Raw genomic sequence first — 17,125 nt, 5'->3', positions numbered from 1 at the left:
GAACGGACGATTACGCCTGACGGCTAATCGACCCTACGATTGCACGGCGCAGCCGTGCCTGCTCGCCACAGGCACGGAGTCTGGCTGGACGCCGGAATGCCACCGGCAAAGGGGGCATGGCCGCCCCTATCGGCCCAAAAACGCCTCCCAGTCCTTGAACACCGGCTGCAACCCTGCCTGCCTGACGGCATCGGCGACCTCACCGAGGGACCTGTCGTCGTGGATGGCGAACTGCTCCAGCTCCTCTTTATCCCCCTCGGCATAGCCACCCGGCTGGGTGCGCGACTCCGCCGACATCTGGGTGATGCCAAGGCGCAGGGCGCCGTTGCGAAACGCAGGGGATTCCCGGGTGGAGAGCGACAACTCCAGGGTCGGCGAGAAGAGGCGCCAGGCGCAGATAAGCTGCACCAGCTGCCTGTCCGACATCACCACCTCGGGCTGCAGGCCGCCGGTGCAGGGGCGCAGGCGCGGGAAGGAGAGCGAATAGCGGCTCTGCCAATGATGGCGCTCAAGCCAGCTCAGGTGCTCGGCCACGAAATAGCTGTCGGCGCGCCAATCAGATGAGAGGCCGATCAGCGCCCCCAGCCCTATCTTGTCGATGCCCGCACGACCGAGCCGCTCCGGGGTGGCGAGCCGCCACGCAATATCCTGCTTGTTGCCGCGCAGATGATGGCGGGCGTAACTGGGGGCGTGATAGGTCTCCTGATAGACCATGACGGCATCCAGCCCCAGGGTTTTTAGCTCGGCGTAATCCGCTTGCGACAGTGGCTGCACCTCCATCGCCAAGGCGCTGAAATGGCGGCGGATCTGCGGCAGGTGCTCACGAAAGTAGTCCATGCCCACCTTGCTCTCGTGCTCGCCTGTCACCAGCAACACGCTGTCGAAACCGCGCGCCTTGATGGCGAGGCATTCGCGCTCAATTTCCTCTGCATCCAGCGTCTTGCGCTTCAAGCGATTGCTCATGGAGAAGCCGCAGTAGGAGCAGTCGTTGGCACAGAGGTTCGACAGATAGAGGGGCACATAGAAGCCGATGGTATTGCCAAAACGCTGGCGGGTGAGGCGCTCGGCCTCAGCCGCCATCTGCGGCAAAAACGCCTCGGCGGCTGGCGAGATCAGCGCCATAAAGTCGGCCAGGGTGCGGCGTGGACTGGCCAGCGCCCGCTCCACATCCCGGGTCGTCTTGGTGCGGATCTGCATGCCGATATCGTCCCACTCCAGCTCGCGCCAGCGGTCGGCAAAACCCAACCCCCTCCCGGCCTCCCCCTTGGGAGGGGGAGGAGCGCAGGGCTCGCCCCATTCAAGCGCCGGATCAGCCTCTGCCCTCCCCCCCAGCCCCTCTCCCTGTGGGAGAGGGGCGCATACAGACGCCACATCTTGCCCCATGCCCTGAGTCATAGCGCCTCCAGAAAATCGGTGAGCGGGCTGGAGGCGCAGGCTTGCAGACCGCGCGCGCCAAGGCCCGCCAGATAGGCGCTGCGACCGGCCTCGCAGGCGAGCGCGAAGGCGCGGCCCATGGCGACAGGATCCCGGCTCACGGCGATGGCGGTGTTGACCAGCACGGCGTCGGCACCCAGCTCAAAGGCCGCGGCGGCGTGGCTCGGCGCACCTATCCCCGCATCCACCACTACGGGCACCCGCGCCTGCTCGATGATGATGGCGAGGAAATCCCGGGTCACCAGCCCCTGATTGGAGCCGATGGGGGCGCCGAGCGGCATGACGGCGGCGCAGCCCACCTCTTCCAGCCGCTTGCAGAGCACGGGGTCGGCCCCGCAGTAAGGCAGCACCACGAAGCCCTCTTTCACCAGCTGTTCGGCCGCCTTGAGGGTCTCTATGGGATCGGGCAGCAGGTATTTGGGATCGGGGTGGATCTCGAGTTTCAGCCAGTTTGTACCGAGCGCCTCCCGGGCCAGATGGGCGGCAAACACCGCCTCGGCGGCTGTCTTGGCGCCCGAGGTGTTGGGCAGCAGCTTGACCCCGAGTGCCAGCAGCGGGGTGAGGATATCGTCGTGGCGCTTGCCGGGTTCGAGGCGCTTGATGGCCATGGTCACCAGCCGGGAGCCGCTTGCTTCGATGGCGGCCGCCATCAGATCCGGGCGGGCAAACTTGCCGGTGCCGGTAAAGAGGCGGGACGAAAATTCATGGTCGGCTATGGTCAGCATCTCAGCCTCCGGCAATGGCAGTGAAAAGGTGGAGTTCGTCCCCGTCATTGATCCGGGTGTCTGGCCAGCGGCTGCGGGGCAGCACGGCGCCGTTGAGGGCCACCGCCACCCCCTGCGGGGCAACCTCGCGGGCCGCCAGCAGCTCGGCCACGCAGATCTGGCTATCCGGGCTGGTCGTCAGCACCAGCTCGCTGTCGTTCAATCGGATCTTCATTGCGCATCCTCCATGGGATTGGCAAAGGGTGTGGCGCCGCACACGGAACAGGCGGGATCGGGGGACAACCCCAGGGTCTGCCACTCGTGGGTCAGGGCATCGAAACGGCGCAGTGTGCCCGCCACCGGACTGGGCTTGCCCAGCAGCAGATGCAAGGCTTCCAGCGCCTGCAAGGCGCCCATCACCCCCACCAGGGGGCCTGCAACGCCGCTGCTCTGGCAGCTCTCCGGGATGCGGGTATCCAGCGGATAGAGGCAGGCGTAGCAGGCGTGTTCGGGGGCGGTTCGCACCATCAGTTGCCCCTGCCAGCCGACGGCGGCGGCCGAGATCCAGGGCTTGTGCTGCGCCACACAGACAGCGTTGATGGCGTGGCGACTGGCCTGGTTGTCGCAGCAGTCGACAACCAGATCCACCTCGGCCACGAAGGCGGGCAGGCTCTGCTCATCGAGCCGCTGATTGATGGCAATCAGCTCCACATAGGGGTTGTGGGCCGCCAGCCGCTCCCGGGCCAGCTCGGCCTTGGAACGATTGACCGCCTCGGAATCGAACAGGATCTGGCGCGGCAGGTTGCTGGAATCCACCGTATCGCCGTCGGCGAGCCACAAGGTGCCCACCCCGGCCCCGGCCAGATAGAGCGCCAGCGGCGAGCCAAGCCCGCCGAGGCCGACGATCAGCACGGATGCCTCTTTCAGCCTCGCCTGCCCCGCCTCGCCGATTTCGCTCAGCATCAGTTGCCTGCCGTAGCGCAGGTATTCAGCATCAGAGAGCATGATCGGCCTCCTGCTGCGTGACGGCCTGATGGATAAGCGCAGAGCAAGGCTCATCCCCCGCCCCCACTGCCGCCAGCAATCGGGCTGTGGCCCCCTGCCAATCGTCACTGGCAGTGATGGCTGACACCAGGGCAATGCTGCCGACCCCGCTTGCCTGTACCGCAGCAATGCGATCCTCGCCGATGCCGCCGATGGCGACCGTCGGCCAGTCGCGCATGAGTGCCTGGTAGCGTTGCAGTCGCACCAACCCCTGGGGGCGGGATGGCATCTGCTTGGTGTTGGTGGGGAAGATATGACCCAGCGCCATGTAGGAAGGTGCCAGTTCGCGGGCCCGCATCAACTCGAAGTAGCCGTGAGTGGAGAGACCGAGGCGCAGGCCGGCAGCCTGGATGGCGGCGAGATCCGCCGTCTCCATGTCCTCCTGCCCCAGATGCACGCCATAGGCACCCGCGGCTATGGCCTGCTGCCAGTAGTCGTTGATAAAGAGCCGCACACCAAAGCGGCGACCCAGCGCTACCGCCTCGGCAATGGCCGGTGCCACCTGGGCGGCGGGCAGGTTCTTGATGCGCAGCTGCAGGGTCTTGACCCCGGCCCCCAGCAGACGCTTGAGCCACTTGACCGAATCCACCACAGGATAGAGACCGAGCTGATGTTCGGTCGCGGCAAAGGGGCCCTCGGGCAGACGGGCCTCGCAGGCGGGATAGAGACCAAAGCGGCGATCCAGGCCTGACCCTGCCAGCACGGCGCGGGGGAAGTGGGCAAGATCCGCTGGCCAGCCGAGATGGGCGATGGGGCCAGGGCCCGCCCCCACCCCTTGCGCCCCAGCCAGCCCCTGTTGCAAATAAGCACGAGCGAGCGTGATGGCGTCATCGACCGGGTGATCCTGCGCCACCACGGCGGCGATGGCGCTGGCATAACAGCAGCCGGTGCCGTGGCCGTGGCGGGTGTCGATACGCGGCGCCGCCAGCCAGAACTCGCGGTGCTCGTCCTGGTAATAATCGAGGCAGAGCTCGTCGCTCCAGCCCAGATGGCCGCCCTTGACCAGCACGGCGCGGGCGCCCAGTTCGCGCAGTCGCGCCGCCCCCGCCCGCACCAGCTCAGGGCTGCTGGCGGGAATGCCAGTCAGCGCCTCCAGTTCGGGGCCATTGGGGGTGATAAGCGACAGCCTTGGCAGCAGATGTTCGCGCACCGCCGCCAGCATGTTGGCTTCGGCCATGGGGGTGCCTGTGCTGGCGATGGCCACCGGGTCGTAGACCACGAAGGGGGCCGTCAAGGTATCAAGCCGCCGGGCCAGCACCTCCACATGGAGCCTGGTCGGCAGCAGGCCTATCTTGATTGCCGCCGGGGGCAAGTCGACGCCGAGAGCGTCGATCTGGGCGGTGAAAGTCTGCATCAGCACGGGATCGACCATCTTCACCGCCACCGAGTTCTGGGCCGTGATGGCGGTGATGACAGAGCAACCGTGCACGCCGAGATCGTGCAAGGTATGCAGATCGGCCTGAATGCCGGCACCGCCCCCGGAATCTGAACCGGCTATGGTCCAGACGATGGGTCGGCTGTTCATGCCTCCTCCCGCGCCGGTTTGAGGGCCGCCGCCTGATGGTAGAGTTCGCTCCCCTTCTCCTTGAAGGTTTCGGCCATCTGCGCCATGCCGCTTTCCACCTCGGCCACTACCCGCTCCTGCCGGCCATCCATGCCCACCAGCTTCACCTCGACCGCCTCCAGGCTGGCCGCGTAGTCGCGCACGTCCTGGGTGATCTTCATGGAGCAGAACTTGGGGCCGCACATGGAGCAGAAGTGCGCCACCTTGCCGGACTCCTGGGGCAGGGTCTCGTCGTGATAGGCGCGGGCGGTTTCGGGATCCAGCGCCAGATTGAACTGATCCTCCCAGCGAAACTCGAAGCGCGCCTTGGACATGGCGTTGTCGCGGATCTGGGCACCTGGGTGACCCTTGGCCAAGTCAGCGGCATGGGCGGCGATCTTGTAGGTGATGAGGCCCTGCTTCACGTCCTCCTTGTTGGGCAGCCCCAGGTGCTCCTTGGGGGTGACATAGCAGAGCATGGCGCAGCCGTACCAGCCGATCATGGCGGCGCCTATGCCGGAGGTGAAGTGATCATAACCCGGGGCTATGTCGGTGGTGAGCGGGCCCAGGGTATAGAAAGGCGCCTCGTGACAGTGCTCCAGCTGCTCCGTCATGTTGCGCTCTATCATATGCATGGGCACATGGCCCGGCCCCTCTATCATCACCTGGACGTCGTACTCCCAGGCGATCTTGGTGAGCTCGCCCAGGGTGCGCAGCTCGGCGAACTGGGCCTCGTCGTTGGCGTCATAGACAGAGCCGGGTCGCAGACCGTCTCCAAGCGACAGGGCCACGTCATAGGCGGCGCACAGCTCGCAGATCTCGCGAAAATGCTGGTAGAGGAAGTTCTCCTTGTGGTGCGACAGGCACCACTTGGCCATGATGCTGCCGCCACGGGAGACGATGCCGGTGAGGCGTTTGGCGGTCATGGGCACGTAGCGCAGCAGTACGCCGGCATGGATGGTGAAGTAATCCACACCCTGCTCGGCCTGTTCGAGCAGGGTGTCGCGAAACAGCTCCCAGGTGAGGTCTTCGGCGATGCCATTGGTTTTTTCCAGCGCCTGATAGATGGGCACAGTGCCTATGGGGACCGGGCTGTTGCGCAGGATCCACTCGCGGGTCTCGTGGATGTTGCGACCGGTGGAGAGATCCATGACGGTGTCGGCCCCCCAGCGGGTGGACCAGACCAGCTTCTCCACCTCCTCTTCGATGCTGGAGCTGACCGCCGAGTTGCCTATGTTGGCGTTGATCTTCACCAGGAAGTTGCGGCCTATGATCATGGGCTCGGTTTCCGGGTGGTTGATGTTGTTGGGAATGATGGCGCGGCCAGCGGCAACCTCATCGCGCACGAACTCGGGGGTGATGTTCTCGGGCAGGCGGGCACCGAAACCCTGACCCGGATGCTGGCGCAGCAGCAACTCGGAGCGCACCCGCTCGCGGCCCATGTTCTCGCGGATGGCGATAAATTCCATCTCGGGGGTGACCAGCCCCTGACGGGCATAGTGCAGCTGGGTTACACGGCGGCCAGGCTTGGCGCGACGGGGCTTGGGCAAGTTATCGAAACGCAGGTGATCCAGCCCCTCATCGGCGAGGCGCTCCTGGGTGAAGGCGGAGCTGAGATCATCGAGCTCTTCGGTGTCACCGCGCTCCCGTACCCAGCTTTCCCGCAGGCGCGGCAGACCGAGACGCACATCGATGACCGCATGCTCATCACCGTAGGCACCCGAGGTGTCGTAGACGGGGACAGGCTCGTTGGCTTCGAACTGCGGGTTCTCCTTGCTGCCCCCCACCAGGGTGTCGGCCAGGGCAATTTCGCGCAGCCCCACCCGGATATCGGGGCGAGAACCTTCGATAAAGATGCGGCTGGAGTTGGGATGGGCCATCCCCTTGAGATTGTCGATAAAACGCTGGGCACTGGCGCGCTGCTCGCGGCGGCCGACAGGGACTGACTTGGCATTTTCCGGCACGGAAGTTTTTGAGGTAGACATAGCAAAACTCACATTAACTGATTGAAGTTATGGGTGTTTGCTTGTCTGGAGTTCGAGGAGAAGTGATGAACCTGTGGGTGAGGTTTGCATTCAAGAGGGAGCAAAACTGAAGCCTTGGCTTCCTCCTGCGCATCTTCTGTACTCCCCTGATGGACAAGGCGACAGAACAGGATGGCAGGCTCCCTCTTGTGCGCTCTGGCTTGCCGGTCGGATCACTCCTATCGGCGAGCGGGGAAGCTTGTTCCTCCCCGGCGCGGCAACCCACTGGTTACCCTTGTTTCCCTTCGCAGGTGCTAGCCTGATCAGGTTCCACGGATCCCGAATTAACGGTCTCAGCCTTGCGTCGTTCGACGGTTGGCACTCCGACAAGATGGCGCCAGTATAAGTGGGGAAATGGAAAGCACAAGCCTTCAACAAGCCCGACCAGTGCAAACAACAACCGGGCCATGGGCCCGGTTCTCTTACTGCAACACACTGCCATTATTGGTTGGCAGCAGGGGTCACGCTGAGGCTGACATTGTTGAAGCCAAGCCCGGAGAGCTCTTGTGCATCGAGCGGGATCTCCAGTCTCAGACCCTGACCAGCACCCAGGTTGCGAGCACGGCTCGAGTGGCTGGCGGCAGCGACCGGCACGGGAGCGCCGATTTCGATGTTGCCGGCAAACTGGCTCTCGGCACTGAAATCACCTGTGATCCCGGCCCGCACCGGGCGCAGCACCCTGGCCAGGTTATTCTGCATGGTAGGCAGACCGTTCTGCTGTATGGTCCAGTTCCAATCCCACCACTTCACTTCACCCGGGATATAACGCTTGTCCCACTGGTAACGGATACTGCTGGCCTTGTCCTTGTATGGCCCTATGACGAAGGTGTGGTTCCAGTTCGGACGGTTGTCCGGATGGGTATACCAGGCATTGCCGCCCCAACGCAGGAAACCGCTCAGGGTCAGGTCATAGCTGACATCGGCCTTGAACTCGTAGGGGTAGGAGATATCGGCCTTGTAGAGCTCTATCTTCACCGGGATCTTGGAGTGGGCCGGCACTGTCGGGCGCACGGACTGGGACAAAGAGGTGGTGGTCGAGCCCCCGTTCTGGGAGGCCCAGGACTGGTTGGCAGCAATCTCGATGGAGAGCTCGGTTTCCCCCACCAGCGGCCACTTGAACTTGTTCTTGGTGGTCACCTTCTCGCTCAGGCCATAGGTGTTGGTCTTGGACCAGTTGGTGGCAGTGTCGTAGCGCAGGGTGACGTCATAACCGGATTGAGGCGTGTCGCTGTCGTTGATAGCCCACCCCACCACAGTCTTGACCAGCTGGCGGTCGGACTGGGTCACATCGCCATGCTTGAAACTGTCAGGATCCAGGTTGTAGGCAAAATTGCTCACCTTGATGGAGGTCTTGTCACCACAGCGATAACCGTCGCAGCCACCGTCATTGTTGCCACGGATCACCCAGCCATCGCCATCACGGGTCACATCCATGTCTTCGCCGACATATTGACTGTGATTTCCCCCTACCCAGGCATAGCCGAGATAATGGGCCAGATAACTGGTTGGTTTGATGAAATTCGCACTGTCATGTACCAGCCGCCATTGCACATCTACTTCATCACCATCTGGAATATCCAGGGCAGACAGAGTCGGTATTTCTCCGGTAGCAGGATTGGTCGGATAGCACCAAGTGCTGGACGCTGATCCTGGTTTTATTTCACCATTATACCCAGGCCCCATAATGACCCAGCCGTTGGCGAGCCCGCTTATTTGCCATTGTCCCATCATGCCGACAATATTGCTTTTGACGCTCTGCGCCTCTTCTCGATTGACGGGGCGATACTTGTCGCCACAGACCTCTTTCCCCAGTGAAAACAGGCGAAGCTGGTCTGGATAGACGGGCTCTGCCGCTTGCGCCTGTGCCATCAGCAGGCCGGATATGATTAATGACAAGCCAGTTATTTTTAGTTTTTTCATAGCAACCCCAATATATTAAACACTGACACATGCATTCACCCAATTTATATATCAACGGGCAGCATGTGAGTATGACAGTATCAGTCGCATCAATCTCATTATGCGATCAAGCCCACACTTCAATATATAAACAGAATTAATTGGCAGATATATTCAGCATTATTTTATATTGAGCAATAGAATATCAGAGCATGCACTCTATTATTTTATTCGTCACTTAATCATATTTAAGAATATCTTAAAAAAGAGAACTCTAATTTAGCAATTTAAATATTCCCCAATTAAGTGAGCAAGGCCTCGGCATTATTTCGGCTCATCCTCCGGATTCGGGATCAGTATCTCGGTCACGCGGCCCGTCTCGTCACGGGTCAGCACCAGGGTACGCCCCGGTTGCAGATCGGCGGGGCTGCCGTTGAGCCAGCGGGTACCAGCATCAAATGTCATTGTGCCCAGCCCCTGCAATTGCAGCGCATGGCCCGTCACGGCGAGCAAGGTGCCCTCCGCCCGGCGCCACTGGGCAGCCGGTTCTGACTCAGGTGCGTGTCCATCAAGGCGAATATGTTCGGCGACGCCGTTGCGACTCAGGATGGCGAGCTTCATGCCGGGCTTGAGATCGGAAAACTGACGCACCCCGGCCAGTGCGGCGCTGCCAAGCTCCAGCTCGGCCCCTTGAAATTGCAGCCGAATGCCATCGTTGTGTTCCAGCTCCACCTGCCAGAGCTCGCCATCGACGGCAAGGGTGCAGAACGGCAGAGCCAGCAGCAGGAGGGAGGTGCGTGTCATGACAGAAGGCCCATGGTCAAACCCTGATGAGGTTTAACTATGGGCCTGGGCGGGCAATTTTTCCGGTCGCCAGATACGCCTGCAGCTCAATCATCTTGGCGGCAACGGCTCAACCGCATGCCGTCGAACTTGCACTCCAGCTCCAGCCAGCGCCCTTCGAAGGGAGCCAGGCTGTTATCCGAGGTGACATAGCCCCAGATCCGTCCTTGCGCCACCGGTCCCTCCAGCTCCATCTCGTCCTCTTCGTCCAGCGCCTCCACCTCGCGGATCACCCTCAGCCCCTCCTCAACCACCCCTTCCAGATCGACCCAGCGGCCACCGAGATCGTCCTCGCTCAGCCCATCCTTGAAGCGGGTCCCTTCGTCGAGCACGAAGGGGATGCCGTTGACCATCAGCTGGCCCAGTTGCCAGGTGGTGCGGCCGGTCAACTTGAACTCGGCCGACTGCGCAGTGCCAAGTGGCAACAATATAAACAGCAGCAGAGCGCACAGAGACTTCTTCATCAGGGATCCTCGGGGTTACACTGCCACACAGGATGCCTCGTCCAGTGTGAGATGACCGTGAAATATCGGTCAAAACCAGGAGATCAAAACATGAAAATACTGGTGGTGGAAGACAATCCCCAGGTAGCGGAAACCATCATGGATTACCTGGAGCTGGCCGGGCACAGGCTGGACTGCGCCTATCACGGTCAGGCAGCCCTGCAACTGCTTGCGCAGCAGCGCTTCGACGTCATCATTATGGATGTCATGATGCCGCGTCTGGATGGCCTCTCCACGGTTGAGCGGCTGCGGGCCGATGGCATAGCGACCCCTGTGCTGTTTCTCACCGCCCGCGACAGTCTGGATGACAAGCTGGCAGGCTTTCGGGCCGGTGGCGATGACTATCTGGTCAAGCCGTTCGCCATGGAGGAGCTGGAAGTACGGCTGCAGGCGCTGGCCCTGCGTGGCCCCCGCAGCGACATGGGGGCCCTCAGCGTGGGCGAGCTGACGCTGGATCCCGCCAGTGGCCGCGCCACCCGCGCCGGGGTCGAGCTCAAGCTCGGCAAGATCCCGTTCCAGATCCTCACCCTGCTGGTGCGCCGCGCGCCCCATCTGGTGAGCCGGCAAGAAGTGCTGGAGACAGTCTGGGGGGACGAGGAGCCTGACTCCGACGCCCTGCGCAGCCACATCTATGCCCTGCGCAACGCCCTCGACAAACCCTTCCCTACCCCCATGCTGGAAACCCTCCACGGTCAGGGCTATCGACTGGTGACATCATGACCACACCCGGAGGCCATGACAGACCAGAGACGGGTGACCCCATGACCAAACCCGGAGGCCTTGACCAGGCACAGCCGGATACCCAGGTCAGCCTGCCCAGTTTGCGCCATCGCCTGATCCTGACCCTGAGCGGGGCGGGTATGCTGCTGCTGATCATCATCAGCCTGTTGATGGTGGTGGCCGAAGACAAGATGGAAGAGTTGAGCCTGCGTCACTGGCTGGAAGCCGAGGTCACCCGCTACAACGATGACTGGCTGCAGCTCGGCATGGCGGCCCCCGCCCCCAGTCCGCGCCAGTTCTCCAGTTACTGGACCGAAGCGGGCCGACTGCCAGCCTGGCTCAAGCCCTATCAGAGCCCGGGCTTCTTCGAGCACCAGCTTGGCGAGGAGGACAAGCACTTCCTGGTGCGGCCCCATCCCTCCGGCCAGGGGCTGCTCTATCTGGTGTTCAACGACGACGCCGACGACTATCTGGATCCTTACGAAGATCAGCTGCATCTGGCTACCAGGCTCATAGGCTTGACCCTGCTGATAGCGTGCATCGGTTTCGGCATCTGGCTGGTGCGTCACATCACGGGGCCACTGCAGCGGTTGCAGCAAAGGGTCGCCCACCTCACCCCGGATCAGGCGGATTTCGTGCCCGATGCCCCCTGGCAGGAATTGCGGGAGATCGAGCTGGCACTGCTGACCGGCAAACACGAGGTGGCCGCCGTGTTCGCCCGCGAGCAGGAGTTCAGCCGTTTTGCCAGCCATGAGCTGCGCACCCCCAACATGGTGATCCAGGGGTCGGCAGCGCTGCTCGGCAAGGTAACGGACTTGCCCGCCCCCGCCGCCCGTGCCACCACCCGCATTCGCGCCGCAGCAGACGAAATGGCACTGCTCACAGAGACCTTCCTGCTGCTGGGTCGCAAGGAGGCGGTGGAGCGTTCGTTGCAACGGGTAGAACCACTGATCCGGCAGGAGCTGGTGCGCCTCGCCCCGCTGTTGCAGCGAGAGACGCTCGATATCAGGCTCACCCTGGACGAGGCAAGCGAGGTCAATGCCCCCCTCTCCTTGCTCGCCATTGCCCTCGGCAACCTGCTGAAAAATGCCTTGAGCTATGCCGAGGGGCATATCGAGATCGAGCTGTGCGGGCCCGTGCTTACCATCAGCAACCCGACTGCGGCCGCACCGGACCAGATCCTCGGCTACGGCTGCGGCCTCACCATCATACAGCGCATCTGCGAGAAGCTCGGCTGGCAGATAGACACCCGGCTGGAGGCTGGCGTCTTCAGCGCCAGACTGGAAATGCGGGAGTAACCGACACGCAAACAACACAAGGCGCCCGAGGGCGCCTTGTGTTTATACCGCGATGCAAGCCGTCAGCGGCTTATTCGGCGGGCTTGTTCTTGCGGCTCGCCTTGAGCTCCAGGAACTCGATGATCTTGCCAGCCACATCCTTGCCGGAGGCGGCTTCCACCCCTTGCAGACCGGGGGAGGAGTTCACCTCCAGCACCAGCGGGCCGCGGGCAGAGCGCAGAATATCCACACCCGCCACATCCAGCCCCATGATCTTGGCCGCCTGCACTGCGGTGGCCCGCTCTTCGGGGCTTATCTTGATCGCCTCGGCAGTGCCGCCACGGTGCAGGTTGGAGCGAAACTCCCCCGGCTGGGCCTGACGGCGCATGGCTGCGACTACCTTGCCATTGACCACCAGGCAGCGAATGTCGGCGCCGTTGGCCTCACGGATGTACTCCTGCACCAATATGTTGTTATTGGTCTGGATAAAGGCCTCGATCACGCTCTCGGCCGCCTTGTGGGTCTCGCACAACACAACGCCAATTCCCTGGGTGCCTTCCAGCAGCTTCACTACCAGAGGGGCCCCCCCCACCATGGTGATGAGATCCGGCACATCGTGGGTGCTGTGGGCATAGCCGGTGATGGGCAGACCTATGCCGTGGCGCGACAACAACTGCATGGCCCGCAGCTTGTCGCGGGAACGGGAGATGGCCACAGAGCTGTTGAGAGCCATGGTGTTCATCATCTCGAACTGGCGCAGCACGGCGGTGCCGTAAAAGGTGATGCTGGCGCCGATGCGCGGGATCACGGCGTCGTAACTCTCCAGCTCTCGTCCTTCGTAATGAATGGAGGGGCTGTGGGAGGCGATATTCATATAGCAGCGCAGGGTGTCTAGCACCTCTACCTGATGACCGCGGGCCTGCGCCACCTCGACCAGACGGCGGGTGGAATAGTTTCTGGGCTCACGGGATAAAATGGCGATCTTCATGACAATTCCGCTAGAAGGCAGTGCCTGGGCAGGATGGGGCGGGAGAGTATAAGGTGCCACAGCGCCAAGACAACGCCAATTGTTTCTCCTGACAACAAGACAAACCACGCAGAACTGCACACTGCAATCCCGTTGTCACCGATATGTCAAACGGCGGCCCTAAGCTGGTCTGTCCACCAGCCCAAGGATGCCGCCGTTTCTCGTCAAAGATCAACCAATGTCACTCGGGAGATCGGGATTCAGTTCAGGTTCGGCCCCAGCCAGCGTTCTGCTTCCGCCAGGGTCATCCCCTTGCGGGCGGCGTAATCTTCCACCTGATCCTGCTGGATCTGCGCCACCGCGAAGTATTTGCTGTCGGGGTGGGAGAAGTACCAGCCCGACACGGCCGCCCCCGGCCACATGGCGTAGGATTCCGTCAGCTTCATGCCGATGGCCTGCTCCACGCCCAGCAGCTCCCAGATGCTGCCCTTCTCGGTGTGCTCGGGACAGGCGGGGTAACCGGGCGCCGGGCGTATGCCGCGGTAGTTCTCGCGGATCAGATCCTCATTGCTGAGGGCCTCGTCGGCTGCATAGCCCCAGTGCACCTTGCGCACCTGTTCGTGCAGATACTCGGCGAACGCCTCGGCGAGACGGTCGCACACCGCCTGGATGAGGATGGCGTTGTAGTCGTCATGATCCGCCTTGTAGGCAGTGGCGATGGCCTCTTCCCCGATACCGCCCGTCACCGCGAAGGCACCGATCCAGTCCGGCTTGCCGCTCTCTTTCGGTGCCACATAGTCCGCCAGACAGTAGTTGGGGAAGCCCTGCTTCTCGCTCTGCTGACGCAGATGGTGCAGCACCTTGCGCACCTTGCTGCGCGACTCGTCGGTATAGACCTCTATGCTGTCGCCGATCGTGTTGGCCGGAAACAGACCTATGATGCCGGCGCAGCGCACGCTCTCGTCCTGCTCCAGCTTGTCCAGCATGGCGTTGGCATCGGCAAACAGCTTGGTCGCCTCCTCACCTATGATCTCGTCTTCGAGAATACGCGGATACTTGCCCGCCAGCTCCCAGCTGAGGAAAAACGGCGTCCAGTCTATGTAGGGGCGCAGCACCGAGACGGGCACGTTCTCAAACGTCTGCACGCCCGGCTCACGGGGGGCCGGTGGTTGATAGTTCACCCAGTCCAGCTGCTGCCGGTTGGCTCGGGCATGGGCCAGGCTGACCGGCTTGGATCTCGGCTGCTTGCGGGCATGCTGATCCCGGGCGACCTCGTACTCCTTGTCGATGCGGGCGACAAACGCAGGCTTGAGTTCAGGGTTCAGCAGGCTCTGGGCCACCCCGACGGCGCGCGACGCGTTCGACACATAGACCACGGGTTCGCTGTAGTTCTGCTCTATCTTGACCGCTGTGTGGGCCTTGGAGGTGGTGGCACCGCCGATCAGCAGCGGCAGCTTGAAGCCCTGACGCTCCATCTCTTTGGCCACGTGCACCATCTCGTCGAGAGACGGTGTGATCAGGCCAGACAGCCCTATGATATCGGCTCCCACTTCACGGGCAGTCTTGAGAATGGTCTCACAGGAGACCATGACACCGAGATCCACTATCTCGTAGTTGTTGCACTGCAGCACAACGCCGACGATGTTCTTGCCGATGTCGTGCACGTCACCCTTGACGGTGGCGAGCACTATCTTGCCGTTGCTGTAGCCGCCCTGTTTCTCGGCTTCGATGTAGGGTTGCAGATAGGCCACAGCCCGCTTCATCACCCGGGCGGATTTGACCACCTGAGGCAGAAACATCTTGCCCGCGCCAAACAGATCGCCGACCACGTTCATGCCGTCCATCAGGGGCCCTTCGATCACGTGCAGCGGCTTCTCGGCGCCGGCCCGCGCCTCTTCAGTATCCTCTTCGATAAAGTCGGTGATCCCCTTGACCAGAGCGTGTTCCAGCCGCTTGCCCACCGGCCAGCTGCGCCACTCCTGATCCCGCGGATCCTCCGCCTGGGCACCGGCGCCACGATACTTCTCGGCGATGGCCAGCAGATCCTCGGTGGCACTGTCACTCAAGTTGAGCACCACGGCCTCGACCTTCGCCTTCAGCTCTGCCGGTATGTCTTCATAGATGGCGAGCTGACCGGCGTTGACTATGCCCATGTCCATGCCGTTCTGGATGGCGTGGTAGAGGAAGACAGCGTGGATGGCTTCGCGCACCGGTTCATTGCCGCGAAACGAGAAAGAGACGTTGGAGACACCGCCGGAGATCATGGCATGGGGCAAATGGGTCTTGATGTCCTTCACCGCCTCGATGAAGTCCACCGCATAGTTGTTGTGCTCGTCGATGCCGGTCGCCACCGCGAAGATATTCGGATCGAAGATGATGTCTTCCGGCGGGAAACCCACCTGATCCACCAGGATCCGGTAAGCGCGCTGGCAGATCTCGAACTTGCGGGTGCGAGTGTCAGCCTGGCCCACCTCATCGAACGCCATGACGATGACGGCGGCGCCATAGCGGCGCAGCAGTTTGGCCTGCTGGATGAATTTCTCCTCCCCCTCCTTCATGGAGATGGAGTTGACCACCGGCTTGCCCTGCACGCACTTGAGGCCGGCTTCCAGCACCTCCCACTTGGAGGAGTCGATCATCACCGGCACTCGGGCGATATCAGGCTCACCGGCGATGAGGTTCAGGAAGCGCACCATGGCCGCTTCGGCGTCCAGCATCCCCTCGTCCATGTTGATGTCGATGATCTGGGCGCCGCTCTCCACCTGCTGCTTGGCCACATCGAGGGCTTCGTCGTAGAGCCCCTCCTTGATGAGACGCTTGAATTTGGCGGAACCGGTGACGTTGGTGCGCTCACCCACGTTCACAAACATGGAGTCCGCCGTGATGATGAGGGGCTCGAGGCCCGACAGGCGGCAGGCGACCGGCAACGTGGGCAAGGTGCGCGGCTTGATGCCGGCCACGGCATCAGCCATGGCGCGAATATGGGTCGGGGTAGTGCCGCAGCAGCCGCCCACCATGTTGAGAAAACCGCTTTGGGCCCACTCGCGGATATGGTCAGCCATCTCACCCGCATCGAGATCGTACTCGCCGAACGCATTGGGCAGACCGGCATTGGGGTGGGCGCTCACAAAGGTCTCGCTGATGCGCGATAGCTCCTCCACGTACTGACGCAACTCGTCGGGCCCCAGCGCACAGTTGAGACCGAACGAGATGGGTTTGACATGGCGCAGGGAGTGATAGAAGGCTTCGGTGGTCTGACCGGAGAGAGTACGCCCCGAGGCATCCGTGATGGTGCCGGAGATCATCACGGGCAGCGCATAGCCCAGCTCCTCAAACACCCCTTCCACCGCGAAGGCCGCCGCCTTGGCGTTGAGGGTATCGAAGATGGTCTCGATCAGAATGAGGTCGGCGCCACCCTCGATCAGGGCATGGGTCGACTCCGTATACGCAGCCACCAGCTGGTCATAGGTGACGTTGCGCTTGCCGGGATCGTTCACGTCCGGCGAGATGGAGCAGGTGCGGTTGGTGGGACCCAGCACACCGGCGACAAAGCGGGGCTTGTGGGGCTGTTTCGCCGTCCACTCGTCAGCCACGGCACGGGCCAGCCGAGCCGCCTCGCGGTTGATCTCGGCCGAAAGCTCTTCCATCTCGTAATCGGCCATGGCGATGCAAGTGGCGTTGAAGGTGTTGGTTTCGAGGATGTCGGCCCCGGCGGCACAATACTGATCGTGGATCTCACGAATGATCCCTGGCCTGGTCAGCACCAGCAGGTCGTTGTTGCCCTTGATGTCGGTATGCCAGTCGGCAAACCGCTCACCGCGATAATCCGCCTCGCCCAGCTTGTAGCCCTGGATCATTGTGCCCATGGCCCCGTCGATGATCAGGATCCGTTCCTTGAGACAGGATTCCAGTTTCTTTGTTGGGTCCGACTTTATGCTCGGCTTTTCGTTCAACACCGCTCGCTCCTCTTACATCCATGCAACTGCGTGAAGGTCATCCTAGCAGCAAACAAATCAAATGGAAATCTAGCCGTCTATCTGTCCACAGTGGAGTCCACAATAACCACCGGATACTCATAAATAGGTAATGAGTAACATGTGACCCCAGAGTACCCTATGCCGGTCCTCAGCGAAGGATACGTGCTTGCTGTTTACTAACGAGAAAAAT

13 protein-coding genes and 1 riboswitch are annotated in these 17,125 nt (G+C 62.1%); of the genes, 2 read left to right on the top strand and 11 right to left on the bottom strand.

Annotation, left to right across the window (positions count from 1 at the left end; translation table 11 throughout):
* Nucleotides 1-126 precede the first annotated feature (126 nt).
* The 9 genes from thiH to AC1P02_RS07135 all read right to left on the bottom strand — a co-directional run bounded on the left by thiH (nucleotide 127) and on the right by AC1P02_RS07135 (nucleotide 9,955).
* A complete protein-coding gene (gene thiH, locus AC1P02_RS07175) occupies nucleotides 127-1,383 on the bottom strand; it encodes a 2-iminoacetate synthase ThiH (RefSeq protein ID WP_485185431.1) in 1,257 nt (418 codons plus the stop codon).
* A gap of 8 nt (nucleotides 1,384-1,391) precedes the next feature.
* A complete protein-coding gene (locus AC1P02_RS07170; protein WP_309266044.1) occupies nucleotides 1,392-2,159 on the bottom strand; it encodes a thiazole synthase in 768 nt (255 codons plus the stop codon).
* 1 nt (nucleotide 2,160) lies between these two features.
* A complete protein-coding gene (thiS, locus tag AC1P02_RS07165; RefSeq protein ID WP_447832169.1) occupies nucleotides 2,161-2,373 on the bottom strand; it encodes a sulfur carrier protein ThiS in 213 nt (70 codons plus the stop codon).
* Complete coding sequence (locus AC1P02_RS07160; RefSeq protein ID WP_485184730.1) at nucleotides 2,370-3,143, bottom strand: HesA/MoeB/ThiF family protein; 774 nt, start codon at nucleotides 3,141-3,143, stop codon at nucleotides 2,370-2,372. The genes thiS and AC1P02_RS07160 overlap by 4 nt, the downstream gene beginning before the upstream one ends.
* A complete protein-coding gene (gene thiE, locus AC1P02_RS07155; RefSeq protein WP_485184728.1) occupies nucleotides 3,133-4,707 on the bottom strand; it encodes a thiamine phosphate synthase in 1,575 nt (524 codons plus the stop codon). Before thiE ends, AC1P02_RS07160 begins: the two co-directional genes overlap by 11 nt.
* Complete coding sequence (thiC, locus tag AC1P02_RS07150; protein ID WP_408140719.1) at nucleotides 4,704-6,710, bottom strand: phosphomethylpyrimidine synthase ThiC; 2,007 nt, start codon at nucleotides 6,708-6,710, stop codon at nucleotides 4,704-4,706. The genes thiE and thiC overlap by 4 nt, the downstream gene beginning before the upstream one ends.
* 261 nt (nucleotides 6,711-6,971) lie before the next feature.
* Nucleotides 6,972-7,085: riboswitch (TPP riboswitch) on the bottom strand.
* A 105-nt stretch (nucleotides 7,086-7,190) separates the two neighbouring features.
* Nucleotides 7,191-8,669 (bottom strand): beta-barrel pore-forming toxin aerolysin, encoded by a 1,479-nt coding sequence (gene aerA / locus AC1P02_RS07145; RefSeq protein WP_485184726.1) that lies wholly within the window; start codon nucleotides 8,667-8,669, stop codon nucleotides 7,191-7,193.
* Between the two features lie 303 nt (nucleotides 8,670-8,972).
* The gene (locus tag AC1P02_RS07140; protein WP_125597352.1) at nucleotides 8,973-9,452 is read right to left on the bottom strand and encodes a hypothetical protein; all 480 of its coding nucleotides are present in this window, start codon (nucleotides 9,450-9,452) and stop codon (nucleotides 8,973-8,975) included.
* Between the two features lie 86 nt (nucleotides 9,453-9,538).
* Nucleotides 9,539-9,955: a hypothetical protein gene (locus tag AC1P02_RS07135; RefSeq protein ID WP_005316291.1), complete on the bottom strand. Its 417-nt coding sequence runs from the start codon at nucleotides 9,953-9,955 to the stop codon at nucleotides 9,539-9,541.
* Nucleotides 9,956-10,045: 90 nt separating this feature from the next.
* Between AC1P02_RS07135 and AC1P02_RS07130 the strand changes: the two genes are divergently transcribed.
* Nucleotides 10,046-10,714 (top strand): response regulator transcription factor, encoded by a 669-nt coding sequence (locus AC1P02_RS07130; RefSeq protein WP_125608601.1) that lies wholly within the window; start codon nucleotides 10,046-10,048, stop codon nucleotides 10,712-10,714.
* 41 nt (nucleotides 10,715-10,755) lie between these two features.
* On the top strand, nucleotides 10,756-12,012 hold the full coding sequence (locus AC1P02_RS07125; protein WP_234575873.1) for a sensor histidine kinase: 1,257 nt from the start codon (nucleotides 10,756-10,758) through the stop codon (nucleotides 12,010-12,012).
* A 70-nt stretch (nucleotides 12,013-12,082) separates the two neighbouring features.
* Here the strand turns inward: AC1P02_RS07125 and rimK are convergent, their stop codons facing one another.
* A complete protein-coding gene (gene rimK / locus AC1P02_RS07120) occupies nucleotides 12,083-12,979 on the bottom strand; it encodes a 30S ribosomal protein S6--L-glutamate ligase (protein WP_005316298.1) in 897 nt (298 codons plus the stop codon).
* A 239-nt stretch (nucleotides 12,980-13,218) separates the two neighbouring features.
* Nucleotides 13,219-16,911, bottom strand: a complete 3,693-nt coding sequence (gene metH, locus AC1P02_RS07115) for a methionine synthase (RefSeq protein WP_485185430.1) — start codon at nucleotides 16,909-16,911, stop codon at nucleotides 13,219-13,221.
* Between the last annotated feature and the right edge of the window lie 214 nt (nucleotides 16,912-17,125).

The sequence above is a fragment of the Aeromonas sp. TS_SC_11 genome, assembly GCF_057318915.1.
This window is presented reverse-complemented; position numbering and strand designations above follow the sequence as displayed.